This window comes from Methylobacterium sp. E-016 (assembly GCF_022829745.1).
GTDB lineage: Bacteria > Pseudomonadota > Alphaproteobacteria > Rhizobiales > Beijerinckiaceae > Methylobacterium.
The window spans coordinates 76,519-92,066 of record NZ_JAKSYF010000115.1 but is presented as its reverse complement, the minus strand read 5'-3'; the positions used below and the strand labels follow the sequence as shown (position 1 = coordinate 92,066).

At 72.7% G+C, this 15,548-nt stretch carries 11 protein-coding genes; 8 read left to right on the top strand and 3 right to left on the bottom strand.

The annotated features are described in order from the left end of the window. Position 1: 1 nt before the first annotated feature. Together MKK68_RS14770 and MKK68_RS14765 are read left to right on the top strand one after the other, a co-directional pair. Entirely contained in the window at positions 2-1,480 is a 1,479-nt protein-coding gene (locus tag MKK68_RS14770; RefSeq protein ID WP_244030913.1) for a PepSY domain-containing protein, read from the top strand. 144 nt (positions 1,481-1,624) lie between these two features. Further along, positions 1,625-2,554, top strand: a complete 930-nt coding sequence (locus tag MKK68_RS14765) for a 3-keto-5-aminohexanoate cleavage protein (protein ID WP_243984786.1) — start codon at positions 1,625-1,627, stop codon at positions 2,552-2,554. Positions 2,555-2,560: 6 nt separating this feature from the next. Here MKK68_RS14765 and MKK68_RS14760 read toward each other — a convergent pair whose 3' ends face one another. Further along, positions 2,561-3,946 (bottom strand): FAD-binding oxidoreductase, encoded by a 1,386-nt coding sequence (locus MKK68_RS14760; protein ID WP_244030912.1) that lies wholly within the window; start codon positions 3,944-3,946, stop codon positions 2,561-2,563. A 224-nt stretch (positions 3,947-4,170) separates the two neighbouring features. On the opposite strand from MKK68_RS14760, the gene MKK68_RS14755 reads away from it, so the two are divergent. Beyond that, positions 4,171-4,428, top strand: coding sequence for a hypothetical protein (locus MKK68_RS14755; protein ID WP_147729370.1), 258 nt, complete (start codon positions 4,171-4,173; stop codon positions 4,426-4,428). 103 nt (positions 4,429-4,531) lie between these two features. Here the strand turns inward: MKK68_RS14755 and MKK68_RS14750 are convergent, their stop codons facing one another. Together MKK68_RS14750 and MKK68_RS14745 are read right to left on the bottom strand one after the other, a co-directional pair. Further along, positions 4,532-5,233, bottom strand: coding sequence for a hypothetical protein (locus MKK68_RS14750; RefSeq protein ID WP_244030910.1), 702 nt, complete (start codon positions 5,231-5,233; stop codon positions 4,532-4,534). A gap of 42 nt (positions 5,234-5,275) precedes the next feature. Next, complete coding sequence (locus MKK68_RS14745; protein WP_244030908.1) at positions 5,276-7,972, bottom strand: ABC transporter ATP-binding protein; 2,697 nt, start codon at positions 7,970-7,972, stop codon at positions 5,276-5,278. A 177-nt stretch (positions 7,973-8,149) separates the two neighbouring features. Between MKK68_RS14745 and MKK68_RS14740 the strand changes: the two genes are divergently transcribed. Genes MKK68_RS14740 through MKK68_RS14720 form a run of 5 tightly spaced genes read left to right on the top strand, consistent with a single transcriptional unit; the run spans position 8,150 to position 15,444 of the window. Continuing rightward, complete coding sequence (locus tag MKK68_RS14740; RefSeq protein WP_313899230.1) at positions 8,150-9,454, top strand: glycosyltransferase family protein; 1,305 nt, start codon at positions 8,150-8,152, stop codon at positions 9,452-9,454. Continuing rightward, on the top strand, positions 9,451-10,758 hold the full coding sequence (locus MKK68_RS14735; protein WP_244030906.1) for a glycosyltransferase family 4 protein: 1,308 nt from the start codon (positions 9,451-9,453) through the stop codon (positions 10,756-10,758). Before MKK68_RS14740 ends, MKK68_RS14735 begins: the two co-directional genes overlap by 4 nt. Further along, positions 10,746-12,695, top strand: a complete 1,950-nt coding sequence (locus tag MKK68_RS14730; RefSeq protein ID WP_244030904.1) for a glycosyltransferase — start codon at positions 10,746-10,748, stop codon at positions 12,693-12,695. The genes MKK68_RS14735 and MKK68_RS14730 overlap by 13 nt, the downstream gene beginning before the upstream one ends. After that, positions 12,692-14,533 carry an ABC transporter ATP-binding protein gene (locus tag MKK68_RS14725; RefSeq protein ID WP_244030901.1) on the top strand — a complete coding sequence of 614 codons (1,842 nt, stop codon included), beginning with the start codon at positions 12,692-12,694 and terminating at the stop codon, positions 14,531-14,533. Before MKK68_RS14730 ends, MKK68_RS14725 begins: the two co-directional genes overlap by 4 nt. After that, positions 14,530-15,444: a hypothetical protein gene (locus tag MKK68_RS14720; RefSeq protein WP_244030900.1), complete on the top strand. Its 915-nt coding sequence runs from the start codon at positions 14,530-14,532 to the stop codon at positions 15,442-15,444. The genes MKK68_RS14725 and MKK68_RS14720 overlap by 4 nt, the downstream gene beginning before the upstream one ends. Positions 15,445-15,548: the final 104 nt, after the last annotated feature.

The following is a 15,548-nucleotide window of genomic DNA, read 5'->3' as shown; positions in this document are numbered from 1 at the left end:
GATGGCCTCCGCGGCGCGCACGCTCGCCAAGACGGGAAAGCGGTGGCTGCATCTCGGCCATCGCTGGCTCGGCATCGTCACGGGACTGTTCTTCACGACGTGGTTCGTGAGCGGCGTGGTGATGATGTACGTCGCCTACCCGTCGCTGACCGAGCCCGAGCGCCGGGCCGGGCTGCCCGCGATCGCCTGGGACGCGGTGCGGGTCTCGCCGGACGCGGCATTGGCCGACGAGCCCGGCTTTCCCCGGGCGCTGAGCCTGTCGATGCGGGGGGCCGAGCCGGTCTACCGGGTCGCGCGTTGGGACGGGTCCCGCCGCGCCGTCTCCGCGGTCGACGGCCGGGCGATCGGCCCCGCGTCACCGGACGAGGCCCTCGCCATCGCCGGCCACGATCCGCGCAGCCTGCGCCCGGCCTACCGCGACACGCTCGCCTACGACCTGTGGACGGTGCACCAGCGCTACGATGCGGTGCGCCCGCTCCACCGCATCGCGCTCGGCGATGCGGACGGCACCGAGCTCTACGTCTCGCAGCCGACCGGTGCCGTGGTGCTCGACACCACGGCGCACGAGCGGTTCTGGAACTGGTTCGGCGCCGTCCCGCACTGGCTCTACGTCGCGCCGCTGCGGGCGCAGGCCGCGCTGTGGCGCACGGTGATCGTGTGGGTCTCGGGGATCGCGATGGTCGGGGCCGTCACCGGGTTCGTGCTCGGGCTCCTGCGGATGCGGATGCGGATCGCCCGACGCTATCGCTCCGGCGCGGTGACGCCCTATCGCGGCCTCGCGCGCTGGCATCATCTCGGCGGCCTGATCGGCGGGCTCGCGCTGTTGAGCTTCATCGTCAGCGGCTGGCTCTCGATGAACCCGAACCGCTGGTTCTCCTCCTCCAGCCCGTCGCAGGCGATGCTCGAACGCTACGCCGACGCACCCGGCGCCCGCACCGGGCTCGACCGCGCCGCGATCCGCCAGCGCGCCTGCACGGACGCGGCGGAGGTGCGGTTCACCTGGCTCGGCGGTGCGCCGCTCGCGGTGATCGCCTGCCGCGACGGACGGGAGATCGCCTGCTGCGGAACGGCGCCGGTCGCGCCCGACCGGCTGGACGCCTCCGCGCGCCGCCTGGTCCCGGAGGCTCGATCGATGACGACCTCTCGGCTCGAGCGCGAGGACTTCTACTGGACCTCGCACCACCGCGCCCGGCGCCTGCCGGTGCTCCGGGTGGTGTTCGACGACCCGGCGGCGACGTGGTTCCACATCGATCCCGAGACCGGCGAGATCCTGAACCGGCTCGACCGGTCGGGCCGCGTCGAGCGCTGGGGCTTCGACCTGCTGCACACCCTCGATCTCGGGATCCTCCTGCGCCACCGCCCCGCCTGGGACGGGGTCATGCTGCTGCTGCTCGCGGCCGGATCGGTGATCGCGGGCTCGGGTGTGGCGATGGGCTGGCGCCGGCTGAGACGGCCGGCGGCCGGATCGCGCCCGGCTTAAGTGCGGGCCGATCCCCTCGCTCGGCTCGGCGAGGCTTGCTCAGCGAGGCTTGCTCAGCGAGGCTTGGCCCGCACGGGGCGGCAGCGCTACCATCGCAGCGAAGGGCCCGGAGCGGTTCGCGAACAGACAGGGACGGACGCTGCCATGGCGCGCGCGCGAAAAGTCATCATCACCTGCGCCGTCACCGGCGCGATCCATACGCCGAGCATGTCGCCCTACCTGCCGGTGACGCCGGAGGAGATCGCCGACGCCGCAATCGGCGCGGCGGAGGCAGGCGCGGCCATCGTCCACCTGCACGCCCGCAACCCGCAAACCGGCGAGCCCGACCAGACGCCGGAGGCCTTCGCCAAGTTCCTGCCCGTCATCAAGCAGCGCTCGAGCTGCGTGGTGAACATCACCACCGGCGGCGCGCCGACGATGACCATCGAGGAGCGCGTGCGCCCGGCCGCGACCTTCAAGCCGGAGGTCGCCTCGCTCAACCTCGGCTCGATGAACTTCGGCCTGTTCGGGATGCTCGACCGCTTCAAGGATCTCGAGCACGAATGGGAGCGGACGTATCTGGCCAACAAGGACATCATCTTCCGCAACTCGTTCGGGCAGATCGAGCACATCCTCACCACCTGCGCCGGCAACGACACACGATTCGAGTTCGAGTGCTACGACACCGCCCACCTCTACAATCTCAAATACTTCTTCGACCGCGGCCTGGTGAAGGCGCCGCTGTTCATCCAGACCGTGTTCGGGTTGCAGGGCGGCATCGGCTCGCACCCGGACGACGTGATGCACATGAAGCGTACCGCCGATCGGCTGTTCGGTGACCAGTACCGCTGGTCGGTGCTAGGCGCCGGGCGCAATCAGATGAACATCGCGGCGATGGCGGCGGCGATGGGCGGCAACGTCCGCGTCGGGCTCGAGGACAGCCTCTGGGCAGGCCCGGGCCGGCTCGCGCAGTCGAACGCCGAGCAGGTCGCCCAAGTCCGCCGGATCATCGAAGGGCTGGGGCTCGAGGTCGCGACGCCGGACGATGCCCGCGAGATGCTGTCGCTGAAGGGCGGCGACCGCGTCGGGTTCTGAGGCCCGTCACCCGGCGGGGTTCGCGAGAATCTTGCCGGGATTGAGGATGTTCCTCGGGTCGAGCGCGCGCTTGACCGCGCGCATCGTCGCGATCTCGGCGGTCGAGCGCGAGAGCCCGAGCTTGCCGCGCTTCTCCAGCCCGATGCCGTGCTCGGCCGAGACCGAGCCTTGAAGCGCGGCGAGCGGCTCGTAAATCGCCGCCTCGACCTCTGCTTCGAGGGCGGGGTCCGGCAGGCGCGCGGTGTTCCAGTGGATGTTGTTGTCGCCGATATGCCCGTAGGCGACGCTGGCCGCGTCCGGGTGGATCGCGGCGATCCGCGCGCGCGCCTCGGCGACGTAGCCGGCCATGGCCGAAAGCGGGACGCTGACGTCGAACGGGCGGGCGAGCCCGGCCTCGACCAGGATCTCGACGCGGTCGCGGATGCGCCACAGTGCGCGGCGCCGCTCCTCGGACGCCGAGACCACGGCATCGTGCACGACCGCCTCGGCCATCAGGGTCTCGAGCAGGCTCAAGAAGCGCGGTTCCTCCTCGGGCACGCACTCGACCTCGATCAGCGCGTAGTACGGGTGCTCCCGGGGGAGCGGCGGGGTGAAGCGGCCGGGCGCGGTCATCGTCCGGTAGAAGTCGGGCCACATGCCCTCGAAGGACGACACCCGGCCCTGGAACGCCCGCTGCGCGCGGGCGAGAATGGCGGCGGCGGCGTTCACGTCGGCGCAGGCGACGAGCGCGGTGGCGTAGCCGGCCGGCGCCGGGCGCAGGCGCAGCACCGCGCGGGTGACGACGCCGAGCGTCCCCTCCGTGCCGACGAAGAGCTGCTTCAAGTCGAGCCCGGTGTTGTTCTTGATCAGCGGCCGCATCGACGAGACGATCGTGCCGTCGGCGAGCACCGCTTCGAGGCCGAGCACCATCTCGCGCATCATCCCGTAGCGCAGCACCCGCAGGCCGCCGGCATTGGTGCTGATCGTGCCGCCGATCGTCGCCGAGCCGCGGGCTCCGAGATCGAGGGGAAAGAACAGGTCCGCCACTTCCGCTGCTGCCTGCACCGCCTCGAGCGTGGTGCCGGTGCGGACCACCATCGTCATCGCCAAGGGATCGAGCGCCTCGATCCCGGTCATGCGCTCGAGCGACAGGGCGATGTCCCCGGGCGCGCAGAGGATGCCGTCGACGAGGCCGGTGGCGCCGCCGCGCGGGACGACGGCGCGCCCCGCCGCGTGGCAGGCGGCGAGCACCGCCGAGACGTGCTCGGTGCTGCGGGGGCGGACGAGCGCGGCCGCGGCGCAAGGCTCGTCGGCACGGGTCCAGCTCGCGGGTCGGCTCGCGAGCTCGTCGCCGACGACGAGGCCGTCGGGTCCGAGGATGTCGGTGAGCCGGTCGAGAAGCGGGTCCGTCATGGGCGTGCGCGGCGTTCGGCGATCATGGGGTCGGGCGACGACGGTCTACACGATCGCGTGCGCGGCCGAAGCCGGCGGCGTGACATTCCGCACCTGCGTTCGGGGGATCGATGCGGCTCCCGCGGGCAACCGCCGCCCGCCGCATTGCAGCATCCCACCCCTCGCCCTTCCACGGCCGGAAAGAGCTCATACGGTCCGGCGCTTCGAAAACCGCGGAGCGCGCCATGGGAACCTACACGCTCGCCATCGCCGACGGCGTCCTGTTCGCCTGCCTGCCGGACGAGGCCGACATCGGCTCGGCCATCACCGAGGCGACGGCGACCAATTACGGTTTCGGCATCGCGCTCAGCATCGTGCGCGGCACCGAGCTGACCGATGCGGCGCGGCCCGAGGACGACGTGGTCTGGCGCGAGACCTCCGACAGCGAGCTGCTCGACGCGGAGGGGCGCCGCTATCGCTACGCCGTGCGCCGGGCGGCCTGACGCCCCGCGCCTGGCTGCGACCAGGATCCCCGGATCACAGGACGTTCGTGCGACGGGTGCCGTCGCAGGGGGCGAGCCGGCGCCCGGCTCGCACGAACGTCGGCTAGCGGCAGGAGCGCGGCAGGCGCCGCTTCCAGCGCTGGCCCGGCGCGAGGGCGGGTTCGGTCGATCGCGACTTCGTCGGCCTGCGCATCACGACAGGCGCTGCGGCGACCGGAGCGACGGCGGTCACCGGCGGAGCCGGGATCGCCGGGGCAGCGACGGCCGGCTCCGAGGACGCGTCCGCGATGTCGGCGAACGACCAGATCGCATCGGGGCGCACCATTTCGGATCGTGCCTGATCCGAACGGCCGGCTTCGGAGCGCGGGCTTTCGGACCGCATCTGCGGAGGCTTCACCCGCTTCACGCGCGGAAGCCGAAGCTCGCGCTCGATCACGGGTTCGGCCACCTCGGGCTCGGGCTCCGCCACCATCAGGCTCTGCAGGATTCGCCGAGGCTTCTCCGCCGGCACCGGCGGCGCGGGGGCGGCGGCCTGGTCGGGCCAGACCGTATCGAACGGCGACGGCGTCTCGGGCGCCGGATCGAGCGCGGCCCAGTTCAGGGGCGCCGGGGTAGGATCATCCGGCCAGGACAGGGAGTGGCGGTTCTTCGACTTGACCTCGACGGTAAAGGACCGTCGCACACGGCTGCGCAACATGCGGCGTATGATTCTCTTGGATTTGGACAGGAACGCGCGGACGCGTACCGTATTCCATGACGCTTCTTCGGCATTTTGTCGAGACGACAGTGCAGAATCGGTTTCCAACACGGAAATTCCAGGCAGAAAGCCGGCGTTTCACGCGCCGCCTCAGGCCGAACGCGCGGTCGGCACCGAGACCTCCGGCTCCGGCGCGGTCTCGACGCGGACCGAACCGGTCGTGTCGAAGCGCAGACGAACCGGGAACGGCGCCGCCTCGGCTTCCGTCGCCGCGACCGCGACGAGGCTGATCTGCGGCCCGCCGCTGGTGACGGCCGCGATCAGGGCCGATGCGCCGCCGTCGAGATGCGGGATCGTTCCGTCGACCACCAGGATCTCCGGCCGCCGCAGGATCGCGCGGGCGAGGTCGACGAGCGCCTGCTGGCGCGGGGTGAGCAGGCGGCCGCGGTTGCCGACGGGGAAATCCAGCCCGCGCAGGCGGATGCGGCGTTCCAGGTCGAACTCCTGCACGACGAGGCGGACCTGGCGTTGGATCTCGGCTTCGCCGTGCATCCGCGCGGTGTTGATCCGCCCGAAGAGCAGCGCATCGAGGATCGAGCTGTGCCGGTTGATTCGCTCGGGATCGTAGGGCTCGACGTCCTCGGTGCCGTCCTCCCGTCGAAGCGCCTCGCGGACCGTGTAGCGCGCCGCCACCAGCCGCGCCCGATAAGGCGCATCGAGGAGGCCGAGCCGCTGGCGCGGCTCGACGTAGGCCAGGGCGAGGGCGAGGAACGCCTCGTTGTCGGCCGCCGGCGGCGCCTCGTCGGCACCGAGGGCCGAGAGCCGCTGCTCGAAGACCGGCAGCTCGTCCGGCGCGATCAGCGAAAACCTGCGGAACAGCGGATGGCCCGGTGGCACGTCGCGGAAGATGTCGACCAGGTTCCGGGCGATCGCCACGCCCATCCGGGCGAGGTCGTCGAGCAGGAACAGCTTGTCGAGCGCAGCGCGGAAGCGCGGTTCGGACGCGAGGTTGCGCCCGGTCAGTTCCGGAACGGTCGGCACGCCGAACAGGAGGTTCTCCGCGATCGTCGCCTGCTCGTTGTAGCGGCGCGGATCGAACGGGATCACGAGGTCGGCCATGCCCGCGGCCGCGAAGTGCTGCTGCAGGTGCCGGCGCGCGGCGACGACCCGACGCCCGGGCTCGGACTCGTGGTGCACCAAGCTGTAGGCGCTGAGGCCGAAGCGGTAGAGGTCGTCGCCCATCCCGAGGCGCTGCAGCAGGTCGAGCATCTGCGCGTCGAGGGCGGCGGCGTCCGCCAGGCCCAGGGCGGCGTAGTCGATCCAGGGATCGCTCGCATCCTCGACCGGGTTTCCGGTCCGCCGCGCCTCCGCGCGCCGGCGCCGTGCACGCTCCGGGCTGCCGGCGTCGTCGCGGATCACCGGGCGCCGGCGCAGGCCGTAGGCGAGGTTGTCGCGGATCGTGCCGGGAAACAGAACCGGCTCCGGCCCGGCATAGGCGAGCGCGCGGGCCCGGCGGGCCTGCGGCAGCGTGGCGACGTCCGCGCCGCCGATCCGCACCGTTCCGCCCTGCGGCGCCTGCAGCCCGGCGACGAGCCGCGCGACCACGTGGCCGAGGCCGCCCGCGGAGGCGAGGATCGCGGCCTGCACCGGCATCGGCAGACTGACGGCCCCGAGCTCGAGCGCCGGGCCGCCGAGGGGATCCTTGAGGCTGACGCCGTCCAGCTCGAGCGGGCCGCCGAGGGGCCGGACCAGGCCCTGGCCCTCCGGCTCGGACGGCCGCAGCCGGTGCGGCGCGAAGTGGGCGGCGACGGTCTCGTACTTCACCTCGACGTCAAGGCGCTGCTGGTCCCAGTCGATCAGCTCCTTGAGCGGCGGCGGCAGATCGCGATAGGCGGCCAGCACGGCCACGAGCTGGCCGATGTCGAGCTCGCCGCGCAGCGCGAACAGGCCGCCGATCGCGTAGAAGAGGAAGGGCGTCACCTGCGCGAGCAGGTTGTTCAGGTACTTCACCAGGAACTTGCGCCGGTAGATCCGCAGGCGCAGGTCGTAGAGGCTGAACAGCCGCCCGCCGATCTCGGCACGCTCCCAACGCCCGGTGTCATTGACGGTGACCGCCTCGAGCCCGTCCAGCACCTCGCCGACCCGGCCGGCGAAGCTCCGCGACGCGATCTGGCGCTTCCGGCTCAAGCGGATGATCTCGCGGCGCAGGCGCGGGATCACAACGATCTGCACGAGGACGATCGAGCCGGCGACGAGCCCGAGCCACAGGTTCTGCATCAGGATGAAGATCAGCGCGGTCGCCGCCTGCGTGCCGAGGAAGCACGGCACCACGATCGCGTCGCCGATGAAGGCGCCGATCGGCTCGACCTCGTCGCGGATGATGGTCGCCGTCTCCGACGACTTCACCTCGCGCGTCGTGTCCGGGGTGAAGCGGAGCATCAGCGAGAACAGCTCGAAGCGCAGGCGCCGCAGCATGCGCTCGCCGAGCACGCCCTTGCTGAGGTTGATCCAGAACTTGAACGCGCCGTTGATCAGCACGAGGGTGAGGAACAGCCCGGAGAGCCCGAACAGCAGCCCGGTGCGGTCGACCTCGAAGCCGGAGAACAGCACCTCCTGCTCGCCGCCGAGCCAGCCGGGCCAGTGGATGATGAGGTCGAGGAAGTCGACGGTCTCGCGCCCGCCCTTGAACGCCTTGCCGGAGATGGCGTCGTTGACGATGCGCTTCGGCAGGTCGAGCGAGGCGAAGTAGAACGGCAGCGATGCGAGCACGACGGCGCAGATCGCGAACTGGTCGCGCTTCGAATGTCGCCAGATATAGCCGAACAGCGTCGGCTCCAGATCCCGCATCGCCCGTCCCCGGCCCCCGTTCCGGCTCCCATACCCTCTCGCGAGCCCGCACGTCACACGCATGTCATCGTGCAACGAAAAGGCGAAGCCCGAGCGTGCGCGGACTCACAGCCTCGGGCCTCCGTCACTCCGGAATGCGGGGTCGCCCCACGCGAGGCATTGTCACGGCGGCCCGGCTTGTGCGACCGCAGACCGGCTGCGACGCTGCGCCTGCACGCGCTGCGCGTGCCGGGGCGCGGATGGCGGCGGCGCGAGGGGGCGTTCGAGGATGAGACCGTGATGCGCCCGAGCCGCGTCCTGATCTACAGCCACGACACGTTCGGGCTCGGGCACCTGCGCCGCTCGCGCACCATCGCGAACGCACTGGCCGGCACCGGCGAGGTCGAGGCGATGATCGTCTCCGGCTCGACGGTGGTCGCCCGCTTCGCCTTCGCCCGCGGCGTCTCCTCCGTGCGCGTGCCCGGCGTGACCAAGCGCGCCGACGGCAGCTATGCCGGGCTCGACCCGCAGGCGTCGCTGCAGGAGACGGTCGCCCGGCGCGCCGACATCGTCCTGCGCACCGCCCGCGACTTCCGGCCGAACCTCGTGATCGTCGACAAGGAGCCGACGGGCTTCCACGGCGAGATGCTGCCGACGCTGGAGCACCTGCGCGCCCGCGGCTGCCGTGTGGTGCTGGGCCTGCGCGACGTCCTCGACGACCCCGACCGCCTCGTGCCGGAATGGGAGCGCAAGGGCGCTTCGGAGGCGGTCCGCCGGTTCTACGACGAGATCTGGATCTACGGCCTCGCGCGCATCCACCGGCCGCTGGCCGCGCTTCCCGTGGGTGCGGAATTCTCGGACCGGACGACCTACACCGGCTATCTCCACCGCGCCGCGCCGCGCCCCCGACCGGACCGGGCCGAGCCCGGCGTCGCGGCCGAGCCGTTCATCCTGGTCACCCCCGGCGGCGGCGGCGACGGCGACGGGCTGATCGACTGGGTGATCTCGGCCTACGAGGCCGATCCCGCGATCCCGCTTCCCGCGCTGATCGCCTTCGGACCCTTCCTCGCCTCGAAGAGCCGGGCGGCGTTCCTGGGCCGGATCGCGCGGCTGCCGGGCCGGCTCTCCGCGATCACCTTCGACAGCGAGATCGAGCTCCTGATGGAGAAGGCGTCGGGCGTCGTGGCGATGGGCGGCTACAACACGTTCTGCGAGATCCTGTCCTTCGACAAGCGAGCGCTTCTGGTGCCGCGCACCACGCCGCGGCGCGAGCAGGAGATCCGCGCGGTGGCCGCCGAAGGCCTCGGCCTCGCCCGCACCGTGCTGGAGGCGGACGGGCGCGACCCCATGCGCATGGCGGCGGCGCTCCGGGCCCTGCCGGACCAGGCGCCTCCGTCGCGCGCGCGGATTCCCGACCTGCTCGGCGGCCTCGACCGGATCGCCGAGCGCGTCCGCGTGCTGAACGCTGGCGCACCCGTCCTCGCCCTCGGTGACAGGCCGTGAGTGAGGCGCGCATCGCGATCGTGCTGAAGGGCTATCCGCGATTGTCGGAGACCTTCATCGCGCAGGAGATCCTGGCGCTCGAGGGCCGCGGCCTCGCGCTGGCGATCTGGTCGCTGCGCCGCCCGACCGACGCGAGCCGCCATCCGATGCACGACGCGATCGCGGCGCCGGTGGCCTACCTCCCCGAATACCTGCACGAGGCGCCCCTGCGGGTGCTGCGCGGGCTGGCCTGGGGCCTCCGCCGCCGGCGCTTCGTCGCGCTGGCCCGGCAATTCGCCACGGACCTTCTCCACGACCCGACTGCTTCGCGCATCCGCCGCCTCGGGCAGGCTCTGGTGCTGGCGCGGGAGCTGCCCGAGGCGGTCCGGCACCTGCACGCGCATTTCCTCCACACGCCGGCCAGCGTCGCGCGCTACGCCGCGCTCCTGACGGAGCGAAGCTGGAGCTTTTCCGCGCACGCCAAGGATATCTGGACGACGCCGGACCGCGAGCTGTCCGACAAGCTCTCCGACGCGGCCTGGGGGGTGACCTGCACCCGCGACGGCCTCGGCCGCCTGCGGGCGGTGTCGGCGGGTCGGGCGGCAGCGGAAGCCGGCTCCGTCGCGCTGGCCTATCACGGCCTCGATCTCGCCCGCTTTCCGGCGCCGCCCCTCCGGCCGCCGCGCGACGGCACGGATGCGCAGGATCCGATTCGGATCCTCAGCGTCGGCCGGCTCGTCGCCAAGAAGGGGCACGACGACCTGATCGACGCGCTCGCGGCCCTTCCGCCGGACCTGCATTGGCGCCTCGACCTGATCGGCGGCGGCGAGCTTCGGGAGGACCTGAAAGCCCGCGTCGCGGAGCGCGGGCTCGGCGGCCGCGTCGCCTTCCGGGGCGCCCTGGCTCAACCGGCGGTGATCGCGGCGATGCGGGCGGCCGACCTTTTCGTGCTGCCGACCAAGCCTGCGCCGTCCGGCGACCGCGACGGCCTGCCCAACGTGCTGATGGAGGCCGCCTCGCAGGGGCTGCCGATCCTCGCGACCGCCTTCGCGGGCACGCCGGAATTCGTCACCGACGGCGTCGAGGGATGCCTGGTCGCGCCGGGCGATCCCGCGGCGTTGTCCGCGGCGATCCTGCGGCTCGCCGGCGATCCGGTGCGGCGCCGGAGCTTCGCGGACGCCGCCCGCGCGCGCCTGCTGCGGGATTTCTCGCTCGATGCCGGCATCGACCTGATCGGCGGGCGGCTCGCCGCCTCGGCGGGAATCGCGCCGCCGCGTCCCGCATCGGTGCCCGAGCGAGCGGAGGCCTGCGCATGCGGGTGCTGATCGCGGTCACGCATCTCCTCGGCGCCGGTCACTTGACCCGCGCCGCCGCGATCGGCCGCGCCTTCGCCGCCTCGGGCCATGCGGTGACCCTGGTCTCGGGCGGCGGCCCTGCGCCGATGGTGCGGCTCGACGGCCTGCGCCTCGTGCAACTGCCGCCGCTGCACATCGTCGGCACCGCCTTCGCGCGGCTTCTTGGCGCGGACGGGCACGCGGCCGGCGCCGACCTGCTCGCGGCACGCCGGGCGCTGCTTCGGCAGGCGCTGGCCGAGACGGCTCCGGACGTGGTGATCACCGAGCTGTTCCCGTTCGGCCGCCGAGCGCTCGAAGCCGAATTCCTCGACCTCGTCGAGGCGGCATCCGAGCGGCGCCCGCGACCGCTGATCCTCGCCTCGATCCGCGACGTGCTCGTCGCGCCGGAGAAGCCGCGGAAGATCCGCATCGCGCATGCGCGCGTGGCCGGGATCTACGACGCGGTGCTGGTGCACGGCGACCCCGATCTCGTTGCCCTCGACGCCTCCTGGCCGGTGGACGAGGATCTGCGCGCCAAGCTGCGATACACCGGCTACGTCGACGAGGACGCGGCGCCGATCGAGGATGCGGATGCCCGCGCGGGCGTCCTGGTCTCGGCCGGGTCGAGCGCGGCCGGGCTCGGCCTCTGCCGCGCCGCCGCGGACGCGGCGCGGCGGAGGCCGGACCTCGGCTGGCGCATCCTTGCCGGCCACGGCATCGCGCAGGCCGAGATCGATGCCATGCGCGCGAAGCTGGCCGACGGCGTCCTGACGCGGGCGCAGCCGAATTATCGCGCGCTTCTGGCGCGGGCTGCGGTGTCGGTGAGCGCCTGCGGCTACAACACCGCGGTGGATCTCCTCGCCACCCGGACGCCCGCCGTGCTGGTGCCGTTCGCGGCAGGCGCCGAGACCGAGCAGAGCCTGCGTGCCCAGCACCTCGCCGCCCGCGGCCTGGCCCGGATCGTGCCCGAGGACGCACTTTCCGCGGCGACGCTGCTCGACGCCATCGCGTCTGCAGCCGGAGCGCCGATCCCGGTAGACCACGGCATCGCGCTCGACGGCGCACGGCGCACGGTCGCCATCGTTGAAACGCTCCTCGCCGCGAAGAAACGGAGCGCCCGTGCGGAGAAGACCCCGCTCGACCGCCTGCGCGCCGTCCTCGACGAGTCCGGCGCGCGCGGCCGCCGCGTGCCGATCTGGTGGCGGGACGACGATGCCGTCGCCGCGACGCCCGCCCTGGACCGCCTGCTCGACCTCTCGGACACCTTCGCGTCCCCGCTGCTCGTCGCGGCGATCCCGGCAGGCATCGAGCCGTCCCTCAGCGAGCGTCTCGCCGACGCGCCACGCGTCAGCCTCGCCGTGCACGGGCTGGCCCACACCGATCACGCCGCACCCGGCAACAAACCGTCAGAGTTCGGCGCCGACCGGCCCCTGCCGCTCGCGATCGCGGACGCCGCGGAGGGCCTGCGCGTCGCCCGCGCGCGGCTTCCGGCGGACCGGCTCCTGCCGGTGTTCGTGCCGCCGTGGAACCGCCTCGCCCCCGAAATCGCCGCCGCCCTTCCGGCGCTGGGCTATCGCGGGCTGTCGTCGGTGCCCGGAGCGGCGGTGCCCGGCCTGATGCGGGCCGATGTCGCGATCGACCCGATCGACTGGCGCGGCACGCGCTCGCTCGTCGATCCCGCACGGCTGATCGACACCCTGTGCCGGACCATCGCGGAGGGAAACGATCGGCCGGTCGGGCTGCTCACCCACCACCTCGCCCACGACGAAGCGATCTGGGACTTCCTCGGCGCCCTGTTCGCGATCCTGTTCCGGCATCCGGCGGTGACGCTCTCCGACCCGCGGCATCTGTTCCGGCCGCCGGCGGTGGACGGGGCGGTGCCGGCGTGGTGGACTTGCCCGGCCGACGCGCCTGCGAGGATCGCTTGAGCCCGCTCCTGTCCATCCAGAACCTGCAGGTCGATTTTGGCGGACACGGTGCGCCGTTCCGCGCCCTGCACGGCCTGTCGCTCGACGTGATGCGCGGGCGGACCCTGGCGCTCGTCGGCGAATCCGGCTCGGGCAAGTCGGTGACCGCACAGGCGATCCTGCGCATCCTGCCCCGGGTGGCCACGATCAGCGCCGGCCGCATCCTGTTCGACACCGGCCGCGGGGCGACCGACATCGCGGCGCTGCCCCCCGACGGCCCGGCGATGCGCGCGATCCGCGGTGCCGGCATCGCGATGATCTTCCAGGAGCCGATGACCTGCCTGTCGCCGCTCCACACCATCGGCGACCAGGTCGGCGAGGCGCTGCGCATCCATGGCAACGCCACCCGGGCCGAGGCCGACGCGCAGGCCAGGGACGCATTCGCCCGCGTCGGCTTCCCCGATCCGGCGCGGGCGCTGCACACCTATCCGTTCGAGCTCTCCGGCGGCCTGCGCCAGCGGGCGATGATCGCGATGGCGCTGATCCTCAAGCCCGCCATGCTCGTCGCCGACGAGCCGACGACGGCCCTCGACGTGACGACCCAGGCCCAGATCCTAGCGCTGCTGACCCGGCTGCAGGACGAGACCGGCATGGCGATCCTGCTGATCACCCACGACCTCGGCGTCGTCGCCAACGTCGCCCACGACGTGGCGGTGCTCTATCGCGGCCGCCTCGTCGAGTCCGGCCCGCGCGGCGCGGTGATGCGCGACCCCGGCCACCCCTACCTCAAGGCGCTGCTCCACGCCGTGCCGCGCTTCGACATGGCGCCGGGCGAGCGCTTGACGCCGATCCGCCCGGCCAAGGCGGTGATCCCGCCGGCGCGCAGGCCGGCGGCGATCGACGGGCCGATCCTGCGCGTCGAAGGGATCTCGAAGGTCTTCACCCTGCGCTCGGGGCGGTTCGGCGGGCCGCCGCGGGTCGTGCGGGCGGTCTCCGACGTGTCGCTCGACCTCGTGCCCGGCAGGACGCTCGGCCTCGTCGGCGAATCCGGCTCGGGCAAGACCACCGTGTCGAAGATGGTGATGCGCGCGCTCGCGCCCGATGCCGGCCGCGTGCTGTTCGACGACGGCACCGGCCCGCGCGACGTCCACGCCCTCGCCGGCGCCGACCTGTTCGCCTACCGCCGCGCCGTGCAGTTCGTGTTCCAGGACCCCTACGCCTCGCTCGATCCGCGGATGACCGTGCGCCAGATCCTCACCGAGCCGATGGAGATCCACGGGATCGGCGGGCGCGAGCGCCGGGCTCGGGTCGAGGCGCTGATGGCGATGGTCGGCCTCGAAGCCGGCGCGCTCGGGCGCTATCCGCACGCCTTCTCCGGCGGCCAGCGCCAGCGCATCGGCATCGCCCGGGCGCTCGCCCTCGATCCGAAGGTGCTGGTGCTCGACGAGCCCGTCTCGGCGCTCGACGTCTCGGTGCAGGCCCAGATCCTGAACCTGCTGAAGGACTTGCAGGCCGCGCTCGGCCTGACCTACCTCATCGTCTCCCACAACCTCGCGGTGATCGACTACATGGCGGATACCATCGCGGTGATGTGCCGGGGGCGGATCGTGGGGCAGGCCCCGAAGGCCGCCCTGTTCCGCAACCCGGTCCATCCCTATACCCGCGCGCTGCTCGCCGCGGTGCCCGACCCGAGCCTCGACCACCCGCTCGATTTCTCGGCGGTCACCGGCGACCATTCCGACCCGGGCCGCTGGCCGGAGCCCTACCGGCTGGCGCCCGACGAGGCCGGCCATATGGTCGAGATCGAGCCGGGCTACCACGTCCGCCACGGCGCGGCCGATGCGCGGCGGGCCGCATGAGCACGCCCCGCCCCTCCCGCACGCTGGAACGGCTCCGCCGCAGCGTGCTCGCGCCGTTCTTCGACCGGCTCGGCTACGACCTCGTGCCCGCCGCCCCCGACTGGTCGCACCGCCCGACCTCGCCGCGCGAGGTCGACCAGTTGCTCGGCTCCGCGGCCGACAGCCTGCAGCGCGACCTCGCCGCGTCGGGCATCGCGACCGGCCTCGACGTGCCCGCGGCGGTGCGGCGGTTCTGGACGCTGATCCCGACGGCGCCGGTGCGCCAGCGCCGCGGCGGCAGCGGCTTCAACGGCGCGCTCCAGCTCTACGTGGCGATGCGCGCGCTGGCGCCGGCCACGGTCATCGAGTCCGGGGTCTTCCGCGGGCTCACCACCTGGGTGATCCGGCAGGCCTGCCCGGACGCGACGATCCATTGCCACGACCCGGACCTGTCGAACCTGCATTATCGCGACCCGGAAGCGCATTACAGCACCGCCGACTGGTCGACGGCCGACTGGTCGCAGCTCGATGCGGCGACGACGGTCGCGTTCTTCGACGACCACGTCTCGCAGGGGCGGCGGGTGATCGAGGCGAGGCGCCTGGGCCTCACCCGCCTTCTGTTCGACGACGACGCCGCCGGCCATCGCATCCATGCCCATGGCGGCCCGGCGCATCCCACCATCGCGATGATCGAGACCTTGCGTGACGAGGCTGGGCGCGACGAGGCTCGGCGCGTCAGGGCCGAGCCGATCCGCTGGCAGCGCAACGGCCGCAGCTTCGAGCAGCCGGCCGACGACCCGCTCGCCCGCGAGGCCGCAGCCGGCATCGCCCACGCGCACGCCTTCGACGACCTGCACCGCGCCACCGGCTACTCGCCGGCCCGGCTGACCTACGTGGCGCTGCATCCGCCGAAGCGAGGAATAGCCGCTTGATCGGGCTTCGGAACGACGAAAGCGCGGGCTCCCCCTCCCCCCCTGCTGCGCAGGGTACCCTCTCCCGCAAGGGGGGGAGGGAGACGCGCGCCGAGGCGGCGCGC